Annotated in this window: 21 protein-coding genes; 8 read left to right on the plus strand and 13 right to left on the minus strand. The window is 64.6% G+C overall.

Annotation, left to right across the window (positions count from 1 at the left end):
* Positions 1-8 precede the first annotated feature (8 nt).
* The 7 genes from napA to U8L64_RS04440 all read right to left on the minus strand — a co-directional run bounded on the left by napA (position 9) and on the right by U8L64_RS04440 (position 5,988).
* On the minus strand, positions 9-2,513 hold the full coding sequence (gene napA / locus U8L64_RS04410) for a nitrate reductase catalytic subunit NapA (protein WP_138300269.1): 2,505 nt from the start codon (positions 2,511-2,513) through the stop codon (positions 9-11).
* The gene (locus U8L64_RS04415) at positions 2,513-2,773 is read right to left on the minus strand and encodes a chaperone NapD (RefSeq protein ID WP_333394335.1); all 261 of its coding nucleotides are present in this window, start codon (positions 2,771-2,773) and stop codon (positions 2,513-2,515) included. The genes napA and U8L64_RS04415 overlap by 1 nt, the downstream gene beginning before the upstream one ends.
* A gap of 72 nt (positions 2,774-2,845) precedes the next feature.
* Positions 2,846-3,022, minus strand: coding sequence for a periplasmic nitrate reductase, NapE protein (napE, locus tag U8L64_RS04420; RefSeq protein WP_008569939.1), 177 nt, complete (start codon positions 3,020-3,022; stop codon positions 2,846-2,848).
* A gap of 276 nt (positions 3,023-3,298) precedes the next feature.
* Complete coding sequence (locus tag U8L64_RS04425) at positions 3,299-3,793, minus strand: SprT family zinc-dependent metalloprotease (RefSeq protein WP_043299191.1); 495 nt, start codon at positions 3,791-3,793, stop codon at positions 3,299-3,301.
* A 41-nt stretch (positions 3,794-3,834) separates the two neighbouring features.
* Positions 3,835-4,506, minus strand: a complete 672-nt coding sequence (locus U8L64_RS04430) for a Yip1 family protein (RefSeq protein WP_138300266.1) — start codon at positions 4,504-4,506, stop codon at positions 3,835-3,837.
* Positions 4,507-4,654: 148 nt separating this feature from the next.
* Entirely contained in the window at positions 4,655-5,254 is a 600-nt protein-coding gene (locus tag U8L64_RS04435; protein WP_043299194.1) for a Yip1 family protein, read from the minus strand.
* Positions 5,255-5,394: 140 nt separating this feature from the next.
* The gene (locus tag U8L64_RS04440) at positions 5,395-5,988 is read right to left on the minus strand and encodes a DNA-J related domain-containing protein (RefSeq protein ID WP_043299196.1); all 594 of its coding nucleotides are present in this window, start codon (positions 5,986-5,988) and stop codon (positions 5,395-5,397) included.
* 133 nt (positions 5,989-6,121) lie between these two features.
* On the opposite strand from U8L64_RS04440, the gene ttcA reads away from it, so the two are divergent.
* A complete protein-coding gene (gene ttcA / locus U8L64_RS04445; RefSeq protein WP_008569930.1) occupies positions 6,122-6,946 on the plus strand; it encodes a tRNA 2-thiocytidine(32) synthetase TtcA in 825 nt (274 codons plus the stop codon).
* A gap of 30 nt (positions 6,947-6,976) precedes the next feature.
* Here the strand turns inward: ttcA and U8L64_RS04450 are convergent, their stop codons facing one another.
* Positions 6,977-7,669, minus strand: a complete 693-nt coding sequence (locus U8L64_RS04450) for an MOSC domain-containing protein (RefSeq protein ID WP_138300264.1) — start codon at positions 7,667-7,669, stop codon at positions 6,977-6,979.
* A gap of 105 nt (positions 7,670-7,774) precedes the next feature.
* Here U8L64_RS04450 and U8L64_RS04455 point away from each other — a divergent pair, with 105 nt between their 5' ends.
* From U8L64_RS04455 to U8L64_RS04470, 4 genes are all read left to right on the plus strand, one after another.
* Entirely contained in the window at positions 7,775-8,218 is a 444-nt protein-coding gene (locus U8L64_RS04455) for an HIT family protein (protein ID WP_043299199.1), read from the plus strand.
* Positions 8,219-8,317: 99 nt separating this feature from the next.
* Positions 8,318-9,283 (plus strand): ABC transporter substrate-binding protein, encoded by a 966-nt coding sequence (locus tag U8L64_RS04460; RefSeq protein WP_189328030.1) that lies wholly within the window; start codon positions 8,318-8,320, stop codon positions 9,281-9,283.
* Positions 9,280-10,041 carry an ABC transporter permease gene (locus tag U8L64_RS04465; protein ID WP_333394347.1) on the plus strand — a complete coding sequence of 254 codons (762 nt, stop codon included), beginning with the start codon at positions 9,280-9,282 and terminating at the stop codon, positions 10,039-10,041. Before U8L64_RS04460 ends, U8L64_RS04465 begins: the two co-directional genes overlap by 4 nt.
* On the plus strand, positions 10,034-10,687 hold the full coding sequence (locus tag U8L64_RS04470; protein WP_054095146.1) for an ABC transporter ATP-binding protein: 654 nt from the start codon (positions 10,034-10,036) through the stop codon (positions 10,685-10,687). The genes U8L64_RS04465 and U8L64_RS04470 overlap by 8 nt, the downstream gene beginning before the upstream one ends.
* Before the next feature lie 6 nt (positions 10,688-10,693).
* On the opposite strand, the gene U8L64_RS04475 is transcribed toward U8L64_RS04470, so the two are convergent.
* Together U8L64_RS04475 and U8L64_RS04480 are read right to left on the minus strand one after the other, a co-directional pair.
* Positions 10,694-11,959: a DUF445 domain-containing protein gene (locus U8L64_RS04475; RefSeq protein ID WP_138300263.1), complete on the minus strand. Its 1,266-nt coding sequence runs from the start codon at positions 11,957-11,959 to the stop codon at positions 10,694-10,696.
* Between the two features lie 230 nt (positions 11,960-12,189).
* On the minus strand, positions 12,190-12,588 hold the full coding sequence (locus U8L64_RS04480; protein ID WP_043299208.1) for a hypothetical protein: 399 nt from the start codon (positions 12,586-12,588) through the stop codon (positions 12,190-12,192).
* A 332-nt stretch (positions 12,589-12,920) separates the two neighbouring features.
* Here U8L64_RS04480 and U8L64_RS04485 point away from each other — a divergent pair, with 332 nt between their 5' ends.
* Positions 12,921-13,112 (plus strand): hypothetical protein, encoded by a 192-nt coding sequence (locus U8L64_RS04485; protein WP_138300262.1) that lies wholly within the window; start codon positions 12,921-12,923, stop codon positions 13,110-13,112.
* Positions 13,113-13,222: 110 nt separating this feature from the next.
* Positions 13,223-13,660 (plus strand): hypothetical protein, encoded by a 438-nt coding sequence (locus U8L64_RS04490; protein ID WP_043299212.1) that lies wholly within the window; start codon positions 13,223-13,225, stop codon positions 13,658-13,660.
* Positions 13,661-13,710: 50 nt separating this feature from the next.
* On the opposite strand, the gene U8L64_RS04495 is transcribed toward U8L64_RS04490, so the two are convergent.
* Positions 13,711-14,082 carry a DUF6746 family protein gene (locus U8L64_RS04495; protein ID WP_043299214.1) on the minus strand — a complete coding sequence of 124 codons (372 nt, stop codon included), beginning with the start codon at positions 14,080-14,082 and terminating at the stop codon, positions 13,711-13,713.
* A 212-nt stretch (positions 14,083-14,294) separates the two neighbouring features.
* On the opposite strand from U8L64_RS04495, the gene U8L64_RS04500 reads away from it, so the two are divergent.
* Entirely contained in the window at positions 14,295-14,843 is a 549-nt protein-coding gene (locus U8L64_RS04500; RefSeq protein ID WP_043299216.1) for a glutathione peroxidase, read from the plus strand.
* Between the two features lie 37 nt (positions 14,844-14,880).
* Here the strand turns inward: U8L64_RS04500 and U8L64_RS04505 are convergent, their stop codons facing one another.
* Positions 14,881-16,179: an OmpP1/FadL family transporter gene (locus U8L64_RS04505; protein ID WP_333394360.1), complete on the minus strand. Its 1,299-nt coding sequence runs from the start codon at positions 16,177-16,179 to the stop codon at positions 14,881-14,883.
* A 171-nt stretch (positions 16,180-16,350) separates the two neighbouring features.
* Positions 16,351-17,193: a sulfurtransferase gene (locus tag U8L64_RS04510; RefSeq protein WP_333394363.1), complete on the minus strand. Its 843-nt coding sequence runs from the start codon at positions 17,191-17,193 to the stop codon at positions 16,351-16,353.
* Positions 17,194-17,322: the final 129 nt, after the last annotated feature.

The raw sequence follows: 17,322 nt of genomic DNA on the forward strand, positions 1-17,322 counted from the left end.
GGCTCTCCTCAGGCGATGCTGACCACTTCGATCTTGACGGCGCATTTCTTGTAATCGGTCTGCTTGGAGATCGGGTCGGTGGCGTCGAGAGTGACTTTATTGATCAGTTTGTTGGCGTCGAAGAACGGCACGAACACCAGACCCTGCGGTGGTTTATTGCGCCCGCGGGTTTCCACCCGTGCCTGCATTTCGCCGCGCCGGCTGATCACTTTCACCACGCTGCCGCGCCGCGCGTTGAGCTTGCGTGCGTCCTCGGGGTGCATGTAGACGAGCGCGTCGGGTACCGCACGGTGCAGTTCGTCGACCCGCTGGGTCATGCTGCCGGTGTGCCAGTGTTCCAAGACGCGGCCGGTGCTGAGCCAGAACGGGTAGTCGGCGTCGGGCACCTCGGCGGGCACCTCGTAGGGCAGGGCGAAGATGATCGCCTTCTTGTCCGGGTAGCCGTAGAACTGCACGCCGCTGCCTTTCTCGACGTAGGGATCGTGGCCTTCGCGATAGCGCCAGCGGGTTTCCTTGCCGTCGACCACCGGCCAGCGCAGGCCTCGCTCTTCGTGGTAGGTGTCGAACGGCGCCAGGTCGTGACCGTGGCCGCGACCGAACTCGGCGTATTCCTCGAACAGGCCCTTCTGCAGGTAGAAGCCGAAGGCCTCCGCCTCGCGGTTGCGAAAGCCGGTGGCGATATCAGCGGCGGGGAAGCGGTCGACCTTGCCGTTCTTGAACAGCACGTCGAACAGCGTCTTGCCCTTGAGTTCCGGTGCTTTGGCCAGCAGTTCTGCGGGCCAGACCTCGTCGACGCTGAAGCGTTTGGAGAATTCCACCAGCTGCCAGAGATCCGAGCGCGCCTCGCCGGGCGCATCGACCAGCTGATGCCAGAACTGCGTGCGGCGCTCGGCGTTGCCGTAGGCGCCTTCCTTTTCTACCCACATGGCGCTCGGCAGGATCAGGTCGGCGGCCTGCGCCGAGACGGTCGGATAGACGTCGGAGACGATGACGAAGGTCTCGGGATTGCGCCAGCCCGGCAGGGTTTCCTGCATCAGGTTGGGGCCGGCCTGGATGTTGTTGGTGACCTGCGTCCAGTACACCTTGAGCTTGCCGTCCTTGAGCATGCGGCTCTGCTCGACGGCGTGGAAGCCGGGCTTTTCCTGGATGGTGCCTTCGGGCAGCTTCCAGATCTTCTCGGCGGTGGCGCGGTGCTTGGGATTGGCCACCGCCATGTCCGCCGGCAGACGATGGGAGAATGTGCCGACTTCGCGCGCGGTGCCGCACGCCGATGGCTGGCCGGTGAGCGAGAAGGGGCTGTTGCCCGGCTCGCTGATCTTCCCGGTGAGCAGATGGATGTTGTAGATCATGTTGTTCGCCCAGACACCGCGGGTGTGCTGGTTGAAACCCATCGTCCAGAACGACATGACTTTGGTCTTCGGGTCGGCGTACAGCTCGGCCAGCGCGCGCAGGCGCTCGGCCGGTACGCCGGATTCCTGTGCCGCGTGTTCCAGGGTGTAGGGTTTGAGGAACTCGGCGTAGTCCTCGAAGCTGATGTCGCTCCAAGTGTTGGCGACCTTGGCGTTCTCCGCCTTCAGCTCGCGCGGGTCGGTGGGGCGCAGGCCGTAACCGATGTTCTGCGCTCCCTTGGCGAAGCGGGTGTGCTTATCGATGAAGTCCTTGTTAACCGCGCCGCTCTGAATGATGTGGTTGGCGATGTAGTTGAGGATCACCAGGTCGGTCTGCGGGTTGAACACCATCGGGATGTCGGCGAGCTCGAAGCTGCGATGCTCGAAGGTCGACATCACCGCGACTTTCACGTGCGGCGCGCTCAGGCGGCGGTCGGTCACGCGCGTCCACAGCACCGGGTGCATCTCGGCCATGTTCGAGCCCCAGAGCACGAAGGCGTCGGCCACTTCGATGTCGTCGTAGCAGCCCATCGGTTCGTCCATTCCGAAGGTGCGCATGAAGCCGAACGCCGCCGAGGCCATGCAGTGGCGGGCGTTGGGGTCGATGTTGTTAGAACGAAAGCCGGCCTTCATCAGCTTGTTGGCGGCGTAGCCTTCCCAGATCGTCCACTGACCGGAGCCGAACATGCCGATGGCTTCCGGGCCGCCGGCCTTGAGTGCGGCCTTGTATTTCTCTTCCATGATGTCGAACGCCTGCTCCCAGCTGATCGGCTGGAACTCGCCCTGCTTGTCGAACTGGCCGTCCTTCATGCGCAGCAGGGGCTGGGTCAGGCGGTCGCTGCCGTACATGATCTTCGACAGGAAGTAGCCCTTGACGCAGTTGATGCCGCGGTTGACCTCGGCCTTGACGTCGCCGTGGGTGGCCACCACGCGGTTCTCCCGGGTGGCCACCATCACACTGCAGCCGGTGCCGCAGAAACGGCAGGGCGCCTTGTTCCAGTTCAGGTTGGTGGCGTCCGCTTCGGTGACGAGGTTGGCCGCGCTGGTGGCGATCGGCATGCCGGCGACGGTAGCGGCGATGGCAGCCGCGTTGGCCTTGGCGAATTGACGACGGGTCATGCTCATCAGGCTTCTCCTTCGAGGCCGAGAAGTTCTTCGTGGTAGATCAGGGCGGCGTTGAGTACGCCTGGCAGCTGCTGGATCTGGTCGATGGCGTTCAGGATGTGGCGTTCATGCTCGGCTTCGAGCACCACCACCAGCTTGCCGGCAGTGCTTTCCTGGTGCAGTTCGAGGTTCGGCAGGCGGCGCAGGTTGGCCTTGACCGCCGGCAGCACTTCGGGGCGGCAATGCACCAGCAGGCTGGCGATATGCAGGGTGTGATCCATCGGTAATGTTCCGGCTGATCGATGAGTTCGGGACGCGAGCCCCGGCGAGAAACACGGATAGCGCGGCGCTTGTCAGGCCGGTCCCGGCGGACCGAAGAACATCTGCGAAATCCAGACGATGAAGCCGTACCCGCTGACCAGCGCGATGCTCAGCAAGGGGAACAGGAAGACGATGAGGAAGATGAACAGGCGGGTTTCATCGCGCTTCTGCGAGGGCGACGAGTCAGGCGTATCGGGTGTTGTTGTCATTTTCGTACTCCGAACCGACGTGCAAGGCAGTCTAGTCAGTGACCTCCGGATGGCAATCGGCGTTCATCCGATTAGCGCGCGTCGCACGCTCCGCCGCGTGAACAGCAGTGGGCGCGCAGATTAATCCTGACAGCGCAATGTTGCGACTTTTCGACGCAGGGGCGAGGGGTTTTATCGGATTCGCGCGACGTGGTGCCGCTTTGGTCACGGTTACATTCGGTAATGCATTCTCGGGCGCGACGGGCAGGGAACGGTCGCCGGAGCGGCGCTGCGCCGTTACTCGACGCGTTGCTGGCCGGTGAAGACCAGCGTCGTCCGGCAACTGCGGCAGATGTAGCGACGGCCCTTGCGCACCAGGGCATGGCGTTGTGCGGTGAAGGGGAAGTCGCGCTCCGTGCACGCGCAGCGATACAGGTACAGCGTGCGCTGGCGTCGGACGATCGTGTAGCTGTGGCAGCGCTCCGGCGGTAGTTCGTAGACCCCCTGCATGATCAGCCGCCACTCCGCGCCATGTGGCTGAATGTTCGGGCCGAAGACGCGGTGGGCAATCAGGTGGGCAACTTCGTGGGCAACGGTCTGCCGGAGAAAGTGCTCGCTGTTCTCCCGGTACAGCTGCGGATTGAAGCGCAGCAGATTTTCCTGCAGGTGCGCCACGCCGGCCTTCTGTCCGCGCAGGCGGAAGCTCACCTGCGGGCGTTCGAAGCGTTGCTTGAAAAAGGCCTCGGCTTGCTGGTAACAGGCTTCGACACGGGCGTTGAGTCGTTCGGGCATGGGGGCTCCACCGCGGGTGGGGCATTATGCCAAAGCCGGCTTCAGCGCTGCAGGCCCGGCGGCTCCTGGCGCGGACGCTCCTCCTGGGTGCCGTAGCTCTGATCCTGCACCAGATCGCGCTCGTAGTTCGGGTCGAGTACCAGCATCCAGAACAGGATCATCGGTATCTTGATGTTGACCAGCACCAGCAGGCCGACGCCCCAAGCGCTGGCGGCATAGAGAAAGCTGTTGCGGCTGTCGAGGCGCATGAACGTCGGCAGGCCGACCAGCAACAGATAAGTCGCATAGAGTCCGGCGGCAATCAGCACGACGAGCGCGAGCCAGCGCGTCGGATACAGCGCGCCCAGGCCGGCGAGGAAGAATGGCGTGATGACGTAGGCGGTGAAGCCGACGCATTGGTTGAATGTCGGTCGCGCCTCGAACGAGCGTGACATCCAGCGCAGAAACCAGCCCATGACAAAGGTGCCGAGGATGATGCTCAGGTAGATCACCACGCTCAGTTGCAGCGCGCTGCGTGTATCCAGGCGGATGCGCTCGTCCTCGACCAGGCTCCAGCCCACCAGACGTGTACCGATGAACATGCAGACCGCCGGCAGCAGGGCGAACAGCAGCAGATGCAGCAGATAGTTGGAACTGTTACTGGCCTCGTCGCGCCGGATGTCGGTCCACGCCTTGTCAGGGCGGGTCAGCAAGGTGAACAGGTGCGGGGTCATACCGAGTCTCCATCTGCGTGCGGGAGAGGCCGGCCGCCGTAGCGGGCGCGGTCGCGTTACAGATGTAGAACGGCGGATGCCGCAAGGGTTTCGCCACCATACATGCAAGGGCCGCCCACGGCGGCCCCTGTTGGATGCCGCTGAACGCTCAGCGCACGTAGACCGGCCCGAAGCCCATGCCCCAGGTGATCACCGAGATCGCGATGATCGCCACCAGCACTACCAGCCCGACGGCCAGCACCGAGCTGGAGAACATGAAGCCCTCGTCCTCCGGGATGTTCATGAACTTCGGCAACCCGACGTAGAGTAGGTAGGCGGTGTAGCAGATCGCCGCGGTGCCCACCAGCATGAACAGCCAGACATGCGGGTATAGCCCCGCCAGACCGCCAATGAACAGCGGCGTTGCGGTGTAGGCGGCGAAGGCGATGCATTGGCTGAGGGTCGGACTGGCGTCATAGGTACGCGCCATCCAGTGGATGAAACCACCCATGACCGCGACGCCCGCGAGCATGGCGAGGTACGAGAGGATCACCAATTGCAGACAGCTCGCTTCGGTCAGCCTGACCGGCTCGCCACCGCCGATGCTCCAGCCGACCTGGGTGGCGCCGATGAAGGCGGATATCGCGGGAATGGCCGCCAGTAGCAGCACATGTCCCAGGTACATACGGCCTATGGATTCATTCTCGCCGCGGATCTCACGCCATTCCTGACCGGGATGGGTGAACAGGCCCCACACGTGATTGATCATGCCAGCGTCTCCTCTGCTATTGGTCGGCCGCGGCGCCTGGCAATTCGTCCGAGCGACGGCAACGTGCGACCTTATGCCGCAGTATAGGGAGGCATGCCGAGGATGCAGGCGCTTGGTTAGAGCGAATCGAAGCTAGGTGGTCAACGGTAATAGCGTTGCAGAATTTCCAGCGCCAGATTGATCGATTGCAGGCGCTGCGTGCTGCCGCCGCGGTCGGGATGATGCTGGCTCACCAGCTGGCGGTAGCGCTGCTTGATGATGTGCATGTCCAGCGGCTGGGCGAGGCGATCCAGCTCGAACAGCTCCAGCGCCGCGCGTTTGTCCTCGTCGCCCTGCATGCGGGTCCAGAAGCTGGCCAGCAGGCGTTCGACGGCGGGCTCGTCGGTGTCGCGCAGGTTGCTGAGGTCCAGGTAGTAGGCGCGCAGCGGGTCTTCTTCGACCAGCGCGTGGGTGCCGGCGTCGTAGGGATGCAGCTGGATGCAGAGCGCCGTGATGTGCAGATGGCCGCCGGCATCCCGCCAGAGCTGGTCGCGCAGTTGATAGAGCGCGTTGAACAGCAGAAAGTGGGTGCGGAACAGCACCAGCTTGTCGGTCAGCGGCAAGTGGGGAATGTGCGTGCAGTGGCGCCGCTTGAGCTGCTGGATCAGCTCGAATTCGCTGAAGCCTTGCGGCTGCTCGCGCAGCAGGATGAGCAGTTGCGCTGGCAGGTCCATCGCGGGGGAGAGGTCGTCCATGCGCGCAGCCTAGCACAGCGTATCCCCGGCCAAGTCTGCGGCGCTTCACAGCGTCGCGCCTGCCGGATGGGCTGGGGCCGCACGCGCTTTGCGCGTAAAATGCGCGGCTTTCGCATTCCTCCGGATTTCCAGCATGGGCACCCTTTCGGTCAACCAGAACAAACTGCAGAAGCGCCTGCGCCGCCTGGCCGGCGAGGCCGTCACCGACTTCAACATGATCGAGGACGGCGACAAGGTCATGGTCTGCCTGTCCGGCGGCAAGGACAGCTACACCATGCTCGACGTGCTGCTCTATCTGCAGAAGGTCGCGCCGATCAAGTTCGAGGTCGTGGCGGTCAACATGGACCAGAAGCAGCCGGGCTTCCCCGAACACGTGCTGCCCGAGTACCTGAAGGGCCTCGGCATCGAGTACCACATCATCGAGAAGGACACCTACTCGGTGGTGAAGGAGAAAATTCCGGAAGGCAAGACCACCTGCTCGCTGTGTTCGCGCCTGCGTCGCGGCACGCTGTATACCTTCGCCGACGAGATCGGGGCGACCAAAATGGCGCTCGGGCATCACCGCGACGACATCCTGGAAACCTTCTTCCTCAACATGTTCTACGGCGGCACGCTCAAGGCCATGCCGCCCAAGCTGCTCTCCGATGACGGCCGCAACGTGGTGATCCGTCCGCTGGCCTACTGCAACGAGGCGGATATCGAGGCCTACTCGAAGATGAAGGAGTTCCCGATCATCCCCTGCAACCTCTGTGGCTCGCAGGAAAACCTGCAGCGCCAGGTGGTCAAGGAGATGCTGCAGGAGTGGGAGCGCAAGTCGCCGGGGCGCACCGAGATCATGTTCCGTGCGCTGCAGAACGTGGTGCCCTCGCAGCTGGCCGACCGCAACCTGTTCGACTTCAAGAGCCTGCGCATCGACGACAGCGCCACACCGCGCTTCGTCGACGTGATGAGCCTGTAACCAGCGCCGTGCCTGCTCGCGCCGGGCCGCTCAGGCGTCCGGCGCGCCGTACAGTCGCTTGCTCCAGTCTTCCACCGCGTTGACCTCCAGCCGCCGCTCCACCAGCTTGCGCCAGTTCGGCACCAGCGGCAGCTCGGCCAGTTCCTGCAGGGCGGCGTGGTCGAGGGTGTGGCGGTAGAGCACGTCCATCACCCGCGTCAGCGACCAGCGCGGGTAGGGGCGCTGCTCCAGCATCAGGCTCTGTCCAGCCTGCAGCTCGCCGGGCTCCAGCACTTGGTAATACCAGCCGGTCATGCCGCTCTGCTGCACGCGCAGCGCCATGTCGGCGACACCGAAACGATCGTTGAGCTTCCAGCACGGCTGGCGCGACTGAGCCACCTGCAGCAGCACGTCGCCGCAGCGCAGCACGTCGCCCAGGCACAGATCGGCCTCGCTGAGCCCGCGGGTGCTGATGTTCTCGCCGAACGCACCGGGCTGTTCGAGCACCGGCAGTCGGCCGAGCTGCTCGATCCAGCGCCGGTAATGCTCGTAGGGATAATGATGCACGGCCTTGTGGATGCCGCCATGCACGCGTCGATCGCCCTGTTCGTCGCCAGTCAGCCCCTCGACACCGACTGCCAGCGGCCCGACTACCGGTAGCTTGGCGATGGCGCTGTGGCTGCCCGGACGGGTATATGGGACGGCCTTGCCGACGAGCACGTGTTCGATTCTGGCCAGTTGCATGCGCGGCTCCTTGGCTGAGTAGTAGGTCGGGCGGGCGCGGCGACGCTTGGCCTGGCCGCAGGCTCCGGCTATGGTCTGCGTTCGTCCTCAGCCTGGAGAAGTCCGGTGTCCCTGACCGCCAGTTACGACCCGCAGAACATTTTCGCTCAGATCATCCGCGGCGACGCGCCCTGCTACAAGCTCTACGAGGATGACGAGGTGCTCGCCTTTCTCGATCTGTTTCCGCAATCGTTCGGCCACACGCTGGTGATCCCCAAGCGCTCGGCGGCGTGCAACATCCTCGACGTGGACAGCGATGCGCTGGCGGCCGTGATGCGCGTGGTGCAGCAGCTGACCCGCGCGATCGTCGCCGAGCTGCAGCCGGACGGCGTGCAGGTCGCGCAGTTCAACGGCGCCCCGGCGGGGCAGACGGTGTTCCACATCCACATGCACATCGTCCCGCGCTACGCCGGCGAGGGGCTCGGCATCCACGCCGCAGGCAAGGCCGATCCGGCCGAGCTGGAAAAACTGCAGGTGCGTCTGCAGCGGCGCATCGCCGCGCTGGCCTGAGTCATGCGGCGAGGGTCGTGGCGCGGGGCGACCATCGCAGCAGGCAACAGGCACCAAAGTACTATTCGTGCCCCACGGGTGGCTTCGTAACCTGCGGGCATGATGCCTTCATTGCCCGCCCTCATCCGATCCCTTCTGCGCCTGACGCTGGTGCTGCTGCCGCTGTGCGCGCAGGCGCAGGAGCTGCCGGTGCTGACCCTCAGCGTGCTGCAGTTCGGCACGCCGCACTGGGAGCTGGAGCACCTCAAGCGCCAGCAGCTGGACCGAGCCAACGGCTTCGAGCTGCGGGTGCGGTTGGTGGCCGATGTGCCTGCCTCGCGGCTGGCGCTGTCCAGTGGCAGCGCCGACGGCGCGGTGAGCGACCTGCTCTGGGCCCAGGCGCGCTTTGAAGCCGGCGCGGCCTACCGCTACCTGCCGTTTTCCGCGCAGATCGGCGAAGTGCTGGTGCCCGCCGGTAGCGCCATACACCAGCTGGCGGACCTGCGCGGCAAGCGCCTCGGTGTTGCCGGTGGCCCCGACGGGCTGGGCTGGCGGTTGTTGCAGCAGGCGGCGGTAAGGCAGGGTATCGATCTGGCTCGGGAGGCGCAGGTGCAGTACGCCGCACCGCCGCTGCTCGGTCAGGCACTGCGCCGCGGTCAGCTGGACGCGCTGCTGACCTTCTGGCATTTCTCCGCGCGCATGCGTGGCGAGGGCGGGGTGCAGAGCGCATTCGGTCTGGCCGACCTGATGAAGTCGTTTGAGCTTGATACGCACTTGCCGGTACTCGGCTATCTGTTCCCCGAGCCCTGGGCGCAGAGCCACGAAGACCTGCTGCAGCGCTTCGCCCGCGCACTGCGCCAGACCAAGAACGAATTGGCTCGCGAGCCGGAACACTGGCAGGCGCTGCGTCCGCTGATGCGCGCCGAGAGCGACGCGGTGTTCGCCGCCTTGCGTGGCAGCTTTGTCGAAGGCATTCCGCCGCCATTGGATGCGGCGCGCCTCGCCGACCTGCAGCGACTGCTGGTGCTGACCGGCGCCGATCCGGCGAGGCTGATGCCAGCCACGGCGTTCCAGAGCGTGCCATGAGCGGCTCGCGCTGGGCCTGCTGGATCGCCCTGCCGGTGCTGCTGGCACTCTGGGCGGCGGTGGCGCTGGCGGTGCAGACGCCCTTGCTGCCGAGTCCGGCGGCGGTGCTCGATACCTTCCGGCAGGCCGTGCAGAGCGGCGAGCTGCCCGAACACCTGCTGGTGACCCTGCGCCGTGTGCTGTTCAGCTTCGCCCTGGCGATGACGCTGGGCACGCTGCTCGGCGTGTGGATGGGCCGTTCGCGGCTGGCCAATGCGCTGCTCGATCCGCTGCTGGTGCTGTTTCTCAACCTGCCGGCGCTGGTCACCATCATCCTGCTGTATGTCTGGTTCGGCCTGGTGGAGGCGGCGGCGGTGCTGGCGGTGGTGGTCAATAAGGTGCCGAACGTGGCGGTGACGGTGCGCGAAGGCGCGCGCAGCCTCGATCCCAAGCTTGAACAGATGGCGCGGGTCTATGGCTTCAGCCGCTGGCAGCGGGTCGTCGATGTCTGGCTGCCGCAGCTGTTTCCCTACCTGATGGCGGCGACGCGCGGCGGGCTGGCGCTGATCTGGAAGATTGTGCTGGTGGTGGAGCTGCTTGGGCGTTCGGATGGTATCGGCTTTCAGCTGCACATGGCCTTCCAGGTATTCGACGTGGCCAGCATCCTCGCCTACAGCCTGGCCTTCATCGCCGTGGTGCAGCTGATCGAGCTGGCGCTGCTGCAACCGTTGGAGCGGCGCGCCTCGGCCTGGCGCGAAGCGGGCGTGCGTCATGCTTGATCTACGCCTGGACGGCCCCGGCGTCGGCCATCCGGTACTCGGCGTGATCGAGGCCGAGGTGCGCGCCGGCGACCGCATCTGTCTGCTCGGCCCATCCGGTGTCGGCAAGACCACGCTGCTCAACGCCATTGCCGGTCTCGATCCGCAGCTCAGCTCGCTGATCCGCCGTCGTGTGGAGCTGCGCGTCGGCTATTTGTTTCAGGAGCATCGCCTGCTGCCCTGGCGCACGGTGCGGCAGAACCTTGCAATGGTCGGTGCCAGTGCAGCGGACAGCGAGCGGCTGCTGGCCGAGGTGGGGCTTGTTGGCGCTGGCGATTGCTTCCCGGAGCAGCTGTCGCTGGGCATGGCGCGCCGCGCGGCGCTGGCGCGCAGCCTGGCGATCAAACCCGACCTGCTGCTGCTCGACGAGCCCTTTGCCTCGCTGGACGCCGAACGCGCCGGCGAGCTGCGCCAGCTGATCACCCGTCTGCTGGATCAGCATCCCGACATGGCGATGATCTGCGTGACCCACGACCCGCGCGATGCGGATGAGCTGGCCAACCGCCTGTGGTACCTGAGCGGTACGCCGGCGACGCTGCGCTGTGACGAGCGCCTCTCCGGTTCGGCCAGCGCCAGCCAGATCAGCGCGCGGCTGCGCAGCGCCTGACGCGCTTCAACCGGCGACGAGCTGCGTCAGCGCATGCAGCAGCAGCCCGACCAGCCCGCCGACCAGCGTGCCGTTGATGCGGATGTACTGCAGGTCCTTGCCGACGCTCTGCTCCAGCTGCTCGACCAGCTCGCGGCTTTCCCAGTTCTCCACGCGTTCGGCGATGTAGGTGCCGATCTGCCCGCGATAGCGTTCCAGCAGGCCGGGTGCGGCGGCCAGCAGTTGTTCGTTGATCCAGTTGCGCATGGCCTGGTCGGCCGCCAGACCGTCGCCCAGGCCGCGGCACAGCGCGACGATGCGTCGGCCGATGCGAGAGTCGGTGCTAGCCAGATCGCTTTCCAGCCATTGCGTCAGCTCCGCCCAGAGGTCGCGGAAATAGGCGCTGGTGGCCGGGTGGTCCAGCAGCTGCGCGAGGATGCGTTCGACTTCCAGCGCATAATCCGGGTCCTGTTCCAGGCGCTCGATGTATTCGCCGACGTGCTCGTCGAAGCGCTGGCGGATTAGATGTTCCGGGTCGGCGGCGATTTCGGCGATCAGCGCGGACAGACCGTCTACGAACTTGTTGGCTGACCAGCCGCTGACCGGGCGACTCAGGCCCAGATAGCGCAGCGTGCGGATCTCCCGGCTGATGGCGTCCGCCACAAGCGCGCGGGTGTCCTCGTCCTGCATGATCGAATCCAGGCGCAACATCAGCTCGTCGAGCATCGCCTGATGCCGGCCCTGGCTGGTCAGCACGCGCAGCGCCTGGGCCAGCGGCGGGGCGAGGTCGAACTTGCGGACGCGGCCGATGACCTTGGCTTCGACGAAGGCGCGCACGCGCTCATCATGCAGCGCGGCGATGCCGAAATGCGCAACCCCGGTGAGCTGGCGGCCGACCGCTTCGGCATTCGCCGGATGGCGCAGCCAACCCGCCAGGCGCGCGGCGAGGTCCAGTTCCTGCAGCTTGGCCAGCACCAGCGGTGTGGCGAGGAAATGCGTGGTGATGAAACCCGACAGGCTCTGCCCGATGCGTGCCTTGCTGCGCGGAATGATCGCCGTGTGCGGGATCGGCAGGCCGAGCGGATGGCGAAACAATGCGGTGACGGCGAACCAGTCGGCGATTGCGCCGACCATTGCCGCTTCGGCGAACGAGGCGAGGTAGCCCCAGGCGGGATGCGCGGCCTCGAAGTGGGTCGCGATGACGTAGAGCAGGGCGGCCAACAGCAGCAGAAGGCCGGCGACCAGCTTCATGCGAGAAACCGGCGATTGCCAGGCGCTGATCAACAAACGCATGGGATTCCTCGTCGTTGATGGTGGGGCAGGTATGCAATAGACAGTGAAGCAGGGTTACGCGGTCGGTACGGGTAGCCGAAGGGCGTACCGCTTCGAAGGACGGATTCAGTCGGCCGGTAGTGTTGCGGTTCATGGGTGGGCTGAAGCCCACCCTACGGTCCGTTGTGAACCCGTAGGGTGGATGCCGCTTTTTACATCCACCGAAATGCCGAACGGCGGACGCGGTGTGATCAGAGCTGCTCTTCTTCCTCGCGGATCAGGACGTACTGACCTTCGGCGTCGCTCAGGCAGTCCCAGACATAGAACATCGAGACCTTGCCCGGCTGCTCGGTGACGGCCGCATAGTCGCCAGGCACGACGGTGAAGTAGGCGCCGGAGCCAGGCGCGGCTTCGCAGGCGATGCGAGCGACGACAAAGGCTTCCGGCGCGGTACCGTCGAAATAGTCGTCACGGTCCTTGGCGTCCCATTCGGCAGGTGCTTCAAAGGGGCCGCTAATGATGATGCGCGCGTCCCCGAGGTCCTGTTCTTCCGCTTCCTCGTCGTATTCGTCGGGGCGGTACAGGGTGCATTCCAGGGCGTCCGGGTTTTCGAGAATGGCCGCGCGGGATTGGGGGGTGAGTGTCTGCATGGAATCTCCGACTGCGGTTGGGTGTGAGCGGCCAGTGTGGTGGAGCCGCCAGGGCAGTGCAATCGGAAGCGTGGTCGCACGTTCCGGCCAAACCCCGCAGCGTCGGTGCAGCCCGGCGCCACGTGTGGCTTGCCTCGTCTGCCTTCAGGCGTGGAAATGGTCGACTTGGGTAATTCGCGGCCAGCAGACTGCCGCCCGCAGCGCTTTAGTCCTGATCGGCGAGACGTCGCAAGCGGCAGCCTTCTGACCGCCGGCAGGAGGCATGCCGAACGTCGCGCGGTTTGCCGTCTCCAATGGCTATCGACAGCCGAACCCGCAGACCCGAGGACGCCATGAGTCGCAACGACGATCAGCCGAACGAAGAACCCGATGTAACGATGACGAACGCCGGCGAGAAAAATCCCGGTGAGGATCCGGATTTCGACGACAAGCCGTCTCCTCCGATCGAGGATGATCGCGAGCCCGAAGTGCTGCCGGACGATCCCGATATCCTCGGCAACGATGGTTCCAGCGGGCCCGGCTGACGTCGCGTGCCTGACCTCTGGTAACGCGCAGAGCGGTCGCGCTTTTTGCGTGCTGGCGATCAATGCTTGGCCTAGGCTTGTCGCTTCGCTGTGTCGCCGAGGATTCGCCCATGCGCCTGCTGTCTGCCGTTTCCTGCCTGCTGATGCTGGCGGGCTGCTCGTCGTGGCAACCGCAACCGGAAGAAATCAAGCCGGTGCCCGCGGAGCGCGTCCTGGCCTTCCAGCAACCACTGGATAATGCCGGCGAGATAGTGGTCACACGGGATTTCGGCTGGCGCGGTGGCGGTTGTTACATCGCGCTGCTGATCGACAGAGAGCTGGCGGCGCGCATTCATGTCGGTGAGCGGGTGCGCTTTCAGGTGCCAGCGGGCGCTCGTATCGTCGGCATCGGCACTGACCCGCTGGATGACAGTCTGTGCGGCAAGCTGAGTCTACGCCGCGAGAAGCTGGCGAAGGTCGTGGCAGGGCAAACGCTGGAATTTCGTGTTATCAGCGGTAACGATGTCGGCTTCGACATCCTGCCCGTGGCCCCTGACGTCGGGCGCTAAGCTCGGAAGAAAAGCCCGTCAGATCGACGGGCTTTTTCATGCTGCTGCGCTTACTTGATAACGGTGCGTGCGGTCTTCAGGAATTCGGTCGCGTGCTCCCGTACCGCGTCGGCTTGTTGAGCTTCCGAGCTGATGTGAATCTCCTCAAGCGTGTCAGTCAGGCCGTCCATATCCTCGTTGATCTTTTCCAGCGCGTTTTGCAGCGTGTAGGTCAGCTCGTGGATTTCCTGCAGGCGTTCCGCTGTCGGTTCTTGTGCCAGGGCTTTTTCGAGTCGCTGGTTGTATTCGGAGAAATTGGCGACGGCCTCGGTCAGCGTGCGAGACGGAACGCCGTGAACCGGTGCGGCGCCGTCGTCGGCGAAGGTGCTGGAGGCGATGGTCGCGGCAAGTGCCAGAACGGCAGTCTGGATGAGCGTTTTCACGGCAGGTCCCTCTGGTAATGAGGGGCGCGAAAGTATCATCTGCCAATTCTGTCGCTGTGCAGCAGTGCACAGTTTGGCGCAGGCGAGCAGCCCTGGAGCGGGTGTCTAGCTGCTGCTCGATCGGTTTGGTCGCACCAGCGGCACGGTTGCTGCGATTTGCCCGTTAACCTGCGGCGGAGTAGCGTGGACATCCAACCCTGCGGAGATCAGCCATGAAGGCCCTGACCCTCGTCGCTTTGCTTGCACTGACATCACCCATTGTTCCGGCGGTGGCCAGTGAATGCCCGGCATTGCTGCAGCACGAACTGCCCAAGCTGCGTTCGAAGGAAACCATCGATCTTTGCCGGCAGTTCCAAGGTAAAGCGCTGGTCGTCGTCAATACCGCCAGCCACTGCGGTTTCACACCTCAGTTCAAGGGGCTCGAGGCGCTTTACCAGCGCTACAAAGGCCAGGGGCTGGAAGTGCTGGGCGTGCCGTCGGACGATTTCTTTCAGGAATCCGATGACGAGGCCGAGACGGCCGAGGTGTGCTATGTGAACTACGGCGTGACCTTCGCCATGACGCAGACGCAGCCGGTGCGCGGCAGCGATGCTACGCCGCTGTTTCGCCAACTCGCCGAACAGGCCGGCGTGGCGCCGCGCTGGAACTTCTACAAGTACGTCGTAGACCGCCACGGCCAGGTGGTGGCGTACTTTCCCAGCAAAGTGAAGCCAGACGACCCGCGTCTGCTGGCGGCGGTGGAGCAGGCGCTACAGCGCTGAAACAAAAAGCCCCGGTAGGACCGGGGCTTTTTTTGCATCAGAAGCGGTAGCTCAACGAAGCGCCAAAACCGTGGGCGCTGTTTTCGTAGGTGGCGTTGTAGTTTTGGACCAACGCCCCGTTCTGGTAAGACCTGCTCCGGTTGACCTTGGTGTCCTCCTCCCACAGGTAGGAGTAGGCCAGATCGACCGTGACGTCCTCGGTTGGGTACCAAGCCAGGCCGAAGCTAACCGCGGTGCGGTCGCCGGACGGGATGCGCGGCGAGCGATGGGTGTTGTTGGTCGGACTTTGGTCGAAGGCCAGGCCGGTGCGCAAGGTCCATTGCTGGTTCAGCTTGAAGGCTGCACCCAGCGCATAGGACCAGGTATCGTGCCAGTCCTGCTCCTCAACGATCGGCGCCAAGCTGCCTTGCAGGGGAGCCGGCACGCCTTCGTTCTCGATGATGATCGCCTCGAAGCGGCTCCAGCGCGTCCACATGGCGCCAGCATACAGGGTCCAACGGTCGTTCAACTCATGGGTGAGGGAGACGTCGACTGATTCCGGGGTGGTGAGGTCCAGCGATGCGTCGTACTTGCTGCCATTTGCCGCGCCAAAGCCCGCACCGCTGATCTTGGTGTCGCCTTCGAGGGTGTATTCGACCTTCGAGTGATAGGTCACGCCCATGCGCGTGTGCGGCGTGAACTCATAAAGCACGCCTGCGTTGAAGCCGACGGCAGTGTCGTCACCTTTGACCTTCACGCGCCCGTCGCCCGCCATACTGGGCGATGCGCTCTGCAGTTCACCGGTGATGCGGTTCAGTGTAGGGCCGAAGCCGACCGACAGCTTGTTATTGAAGCGGTAGCTGACGGTGGGTTGTACTGTGATTACGGCTACTTCGCTGTAATCGCCGAAGTAACGTCCTTGGAAGCCGCTTTCATAATCAGTCGCCAGGCCGAACGGCACATAGACGCCGACGCCCAGCGCCCATTTGTCATCGATAGGGTTGACGTAATAACCCATCGGCACTGCAGTGGCGGGCACCATGTCGCCGTCGTTGCTACCGGCAGTCGGTCCGTTTATCACGCCGCCGAGGGTAAAGGAGCCGGAAGCATCCTTAATATCTGTATTGGCCTTGATCGCCGCTGCGCCGAAGCTGACTTCTTCACGGGTCAGGCGGGACATGCCGGCCGGGTTGCCGAACAGGGTGGTGGCGTCGTCGGCCGAAGATGATCGGCCGGCGTAGGAGGTGCCCATGCCGCTGATGCTCTGTTCGTTCAGGGCGAAACCAGCGGCCATGGTCTGGCTGGACATTGCGCCCACGGCCAAGGCTAGAGCGGTCTTCAACCATGTTGTTTTCATTGTTGTACTCCTTAGAAAAAACGCGCCGGAACCTAGCAATCTTTTCTGACGAGCCGCAAATGAAACAGTGCAATTTTTCGTAAATCACACGACGATCGGTCGTGAAAAAACACGAGTTTAGGGTGAAAACCGAATATTCCGAACCTGACTGATCGGTCTGATGGCGCGCCGTCAGGCACGCGGCCGGGCGGGGTCGGTGATCCACTCGCTCCACGAGCCGGGATACAGGCGTCCCAGCGGATAACCCGCCAGACTCAGGGCGAACAGGTTGTGGCAGGCGGTCACGCCCGAGCCGCAGTAGGCGATCACCTCGCCGGTATAGCCGTGCAGCAGGCTTGCGAAGCGTTCGCGCAGCTGCGCCGGGCTAAGGAAGCGCCCGTCGGCCGCGAGGTTGTCGGTGAACGGCGCGCAGATCGCCCCGGGGATATGCCCGGCAACCGGGTCGATCGGCTCGACTTCGCCGCGAAAGCGCGGCAGCGCGCGCGCGTCCAGCAGTGGTTGGTCGAGCGTGTCGAGTTGGGCAAGCAGCTGCTGCGCCTCGATGATCAGACGATTGTCGGGCGCGCCGGAGAAGTTGCCGTTCCGTGCCATGGCTGGCTGTGTGTCGAGTGGCAGGCTGGCCGCGCTCCACGCCTTGAAGCCACCATCAAGCACGAACACGTCTTCGTGCTTGCCGAGCCAGGCCAGCAGCCACCAGGCGCGTGCGGCAAACGCGCCGGGGCCGTCGTCGTACAGCACGATCTGACTGTCGTTATCGATTCCCCAGCTGCGCAGGCGGGTGACGAGCTCCGCGGCGTCTGGCAGTGGATGGCGGCCGGTCACGCCGTTGATCGCCGGGCCGGAAAGGTCCTGCTCCAGATCGGCGAACTGCGCTCCCGGAATATGGCTCTGCGCATGGCTACGTCGGCCGTATGCCGGGTCCTCCAGCGCGAAGCGGCAGTCGAGAATGCGCAGTCGCGGCTGCTGCAGGCGTTCGGCCAGTTGCTGCGCGCTGATGAGTTGGGCAAGAGACATGGACGGGCTCCGGTCGGCGATGAGTGCTGCACACTAGCAGGCCGTGAGCGCCCGATGAATGCCCCCGGCGCGCGGCAGTCGCGATATATACTGCGCGCCTCGTTCGGCCGCGCGCCGGTCGTCAGCCGA

The sequence above is a fragment of the Pseudomonas sp. FIP_A4 genome, from assembly GCF_036701605.1.
GTDB lineage: Bacteria > Pseudomonadota > Gammaproteobacteria > Pseudomonadales > Pseudomonadaceae > Stutzerimonas > Stutzerimonas phenolilytica.

Bases quoted from the DNA above. Each gene is read 5' to 3' on its own strand.
- U8L64_RS04510 (WP_333394363.1), bottom strand. From the start codon at position 17,193: ATGTCTCTTGCCCAACTCATCAGCGCGCAGCAACTGGCCGAACGCCTG.
- U8L64_RS04465 (WP_333394347.1), top strand. From the start codon at position 9,280: ATGAGCGGCTCGCGCTGGGCCTGCTGGATCGCCCTGCCGGTGCTGCTG.
- U8L64_RS04480 (WP_043299208.1), bottom strand. From the start codon at position 12,588: ATGCAGACACTCACCCCCCAATCCCGCGCGGCCATTCTCGAAAACCCG.
- U8L64_RS04505 (WP_333394360.1), bottom strand. From the start codon at position 16,179: ATGAAAACAACATGGTTGAAGACCGCTCTAGCCTTGGCCGTGGGCGCA.
- U8L64_RS04425 (WP_043299191.1), bottom strand. From the start codon at position 3,793: ATGCCCGAACGACTCAACGCCCGTGTCGAAGCCTGTTACCAGCAAGCC.
- ttcA (WP_008569930.1), top strand. From the start codon at position 6,122: ATGGGCACCCTTTCGGTCAACCAGAACAAACTGCAGAAGCGCCTGCGC.
- napE (WP_008569939.1), bottom strand. From the start codon at position 3,022: ATGACAACAACACCCGATACGCCTGACTCGTCGCCCTCGCAGAAGCGC.
- U8L64_RS04485 (WP_138300262.1), top strand. From the start codon at position 12,921: ATGAGTCGCAACGACGATCAGCCGAACGAAGAACCCGATGTAACGATG.
- U8L64_RS04470 (WP_054095146.1), top strand. From the start codon at position 10,034: ATGCTTGATCTACGCCTGGACGGCCCCGGCGTCGGCCATCCGGTACTC.
- napA (WP_138300269.1), bottom strand. From the start codon at position 2,513: ATGAGCATGACCCGTCGTCAATTCGCCAAGGCCAACGCGGCTGCCATC.
- U8L64_RS04450 (WP_138300264.1), bottom strand. From the start codon at position 7,669: ATGCAACTGGCCAGAATCGAACACGTGCTCGTCGGCAAGGCCGTCCCA.
- U8L64_RS04415 (WP_333394335.1), bottom strand. From the start codon at position 2,773: ATGGATCACACCCTGCATATCGCCAGCCTGCTGGTGCATTGCCGCCCC.
- U8L64_RS04460 (WP_189328030.1), top strand. From the start codon at position 8,318: ATGATGCCTTCATTGCCCGCCCTCATCCGATCCCTTCTGCGCCTGACG.
- U8L64_RS04440 (WP_043299196.1), bottom strand. From the start codon at position 5,988: ATGGACGACCTCTCCCCCGCGATGGACCTGCCAGCGCAACTGCTCATC.
- U8L64_RS04435 (WP_043299194.1), bottom strand. From the start codon at position 5,254: ATGATCAATCACGTGTGGGGCCTGTTCACCCATCCCGGTCAGGAATGG.
- U8L64_RS04475 (WP_138300263.1), bottom strand. From the start codon at position 11,959: ATGCGTTTGTTGATCAGCGCCTGGCAATCGCCGGTTTCTCGCATGAAG.
- U8L64_RS04490 (WP_043299212.1), top strand. From the start codon at position 13,223: ATGCGCCTGCTGTCTGCCGTTTCCTGCCTGCTGATGCTGGCGGGCTGC.
- U8L64_RS04430 (WP_138300266.1), bottom strand. From the start codon at position 4,506: ATGACCCCGCACCTGTTCACCTTGCTGACCCGCCCTGACAAGGCGTGG.
- U8L64_RS04500 (WP_043299216.1), top strand. From the start codon at position 14,295: ATGAAGGCCCTGACCCTCGTCGCTTTGCTTGCACTGACATCACCCATT.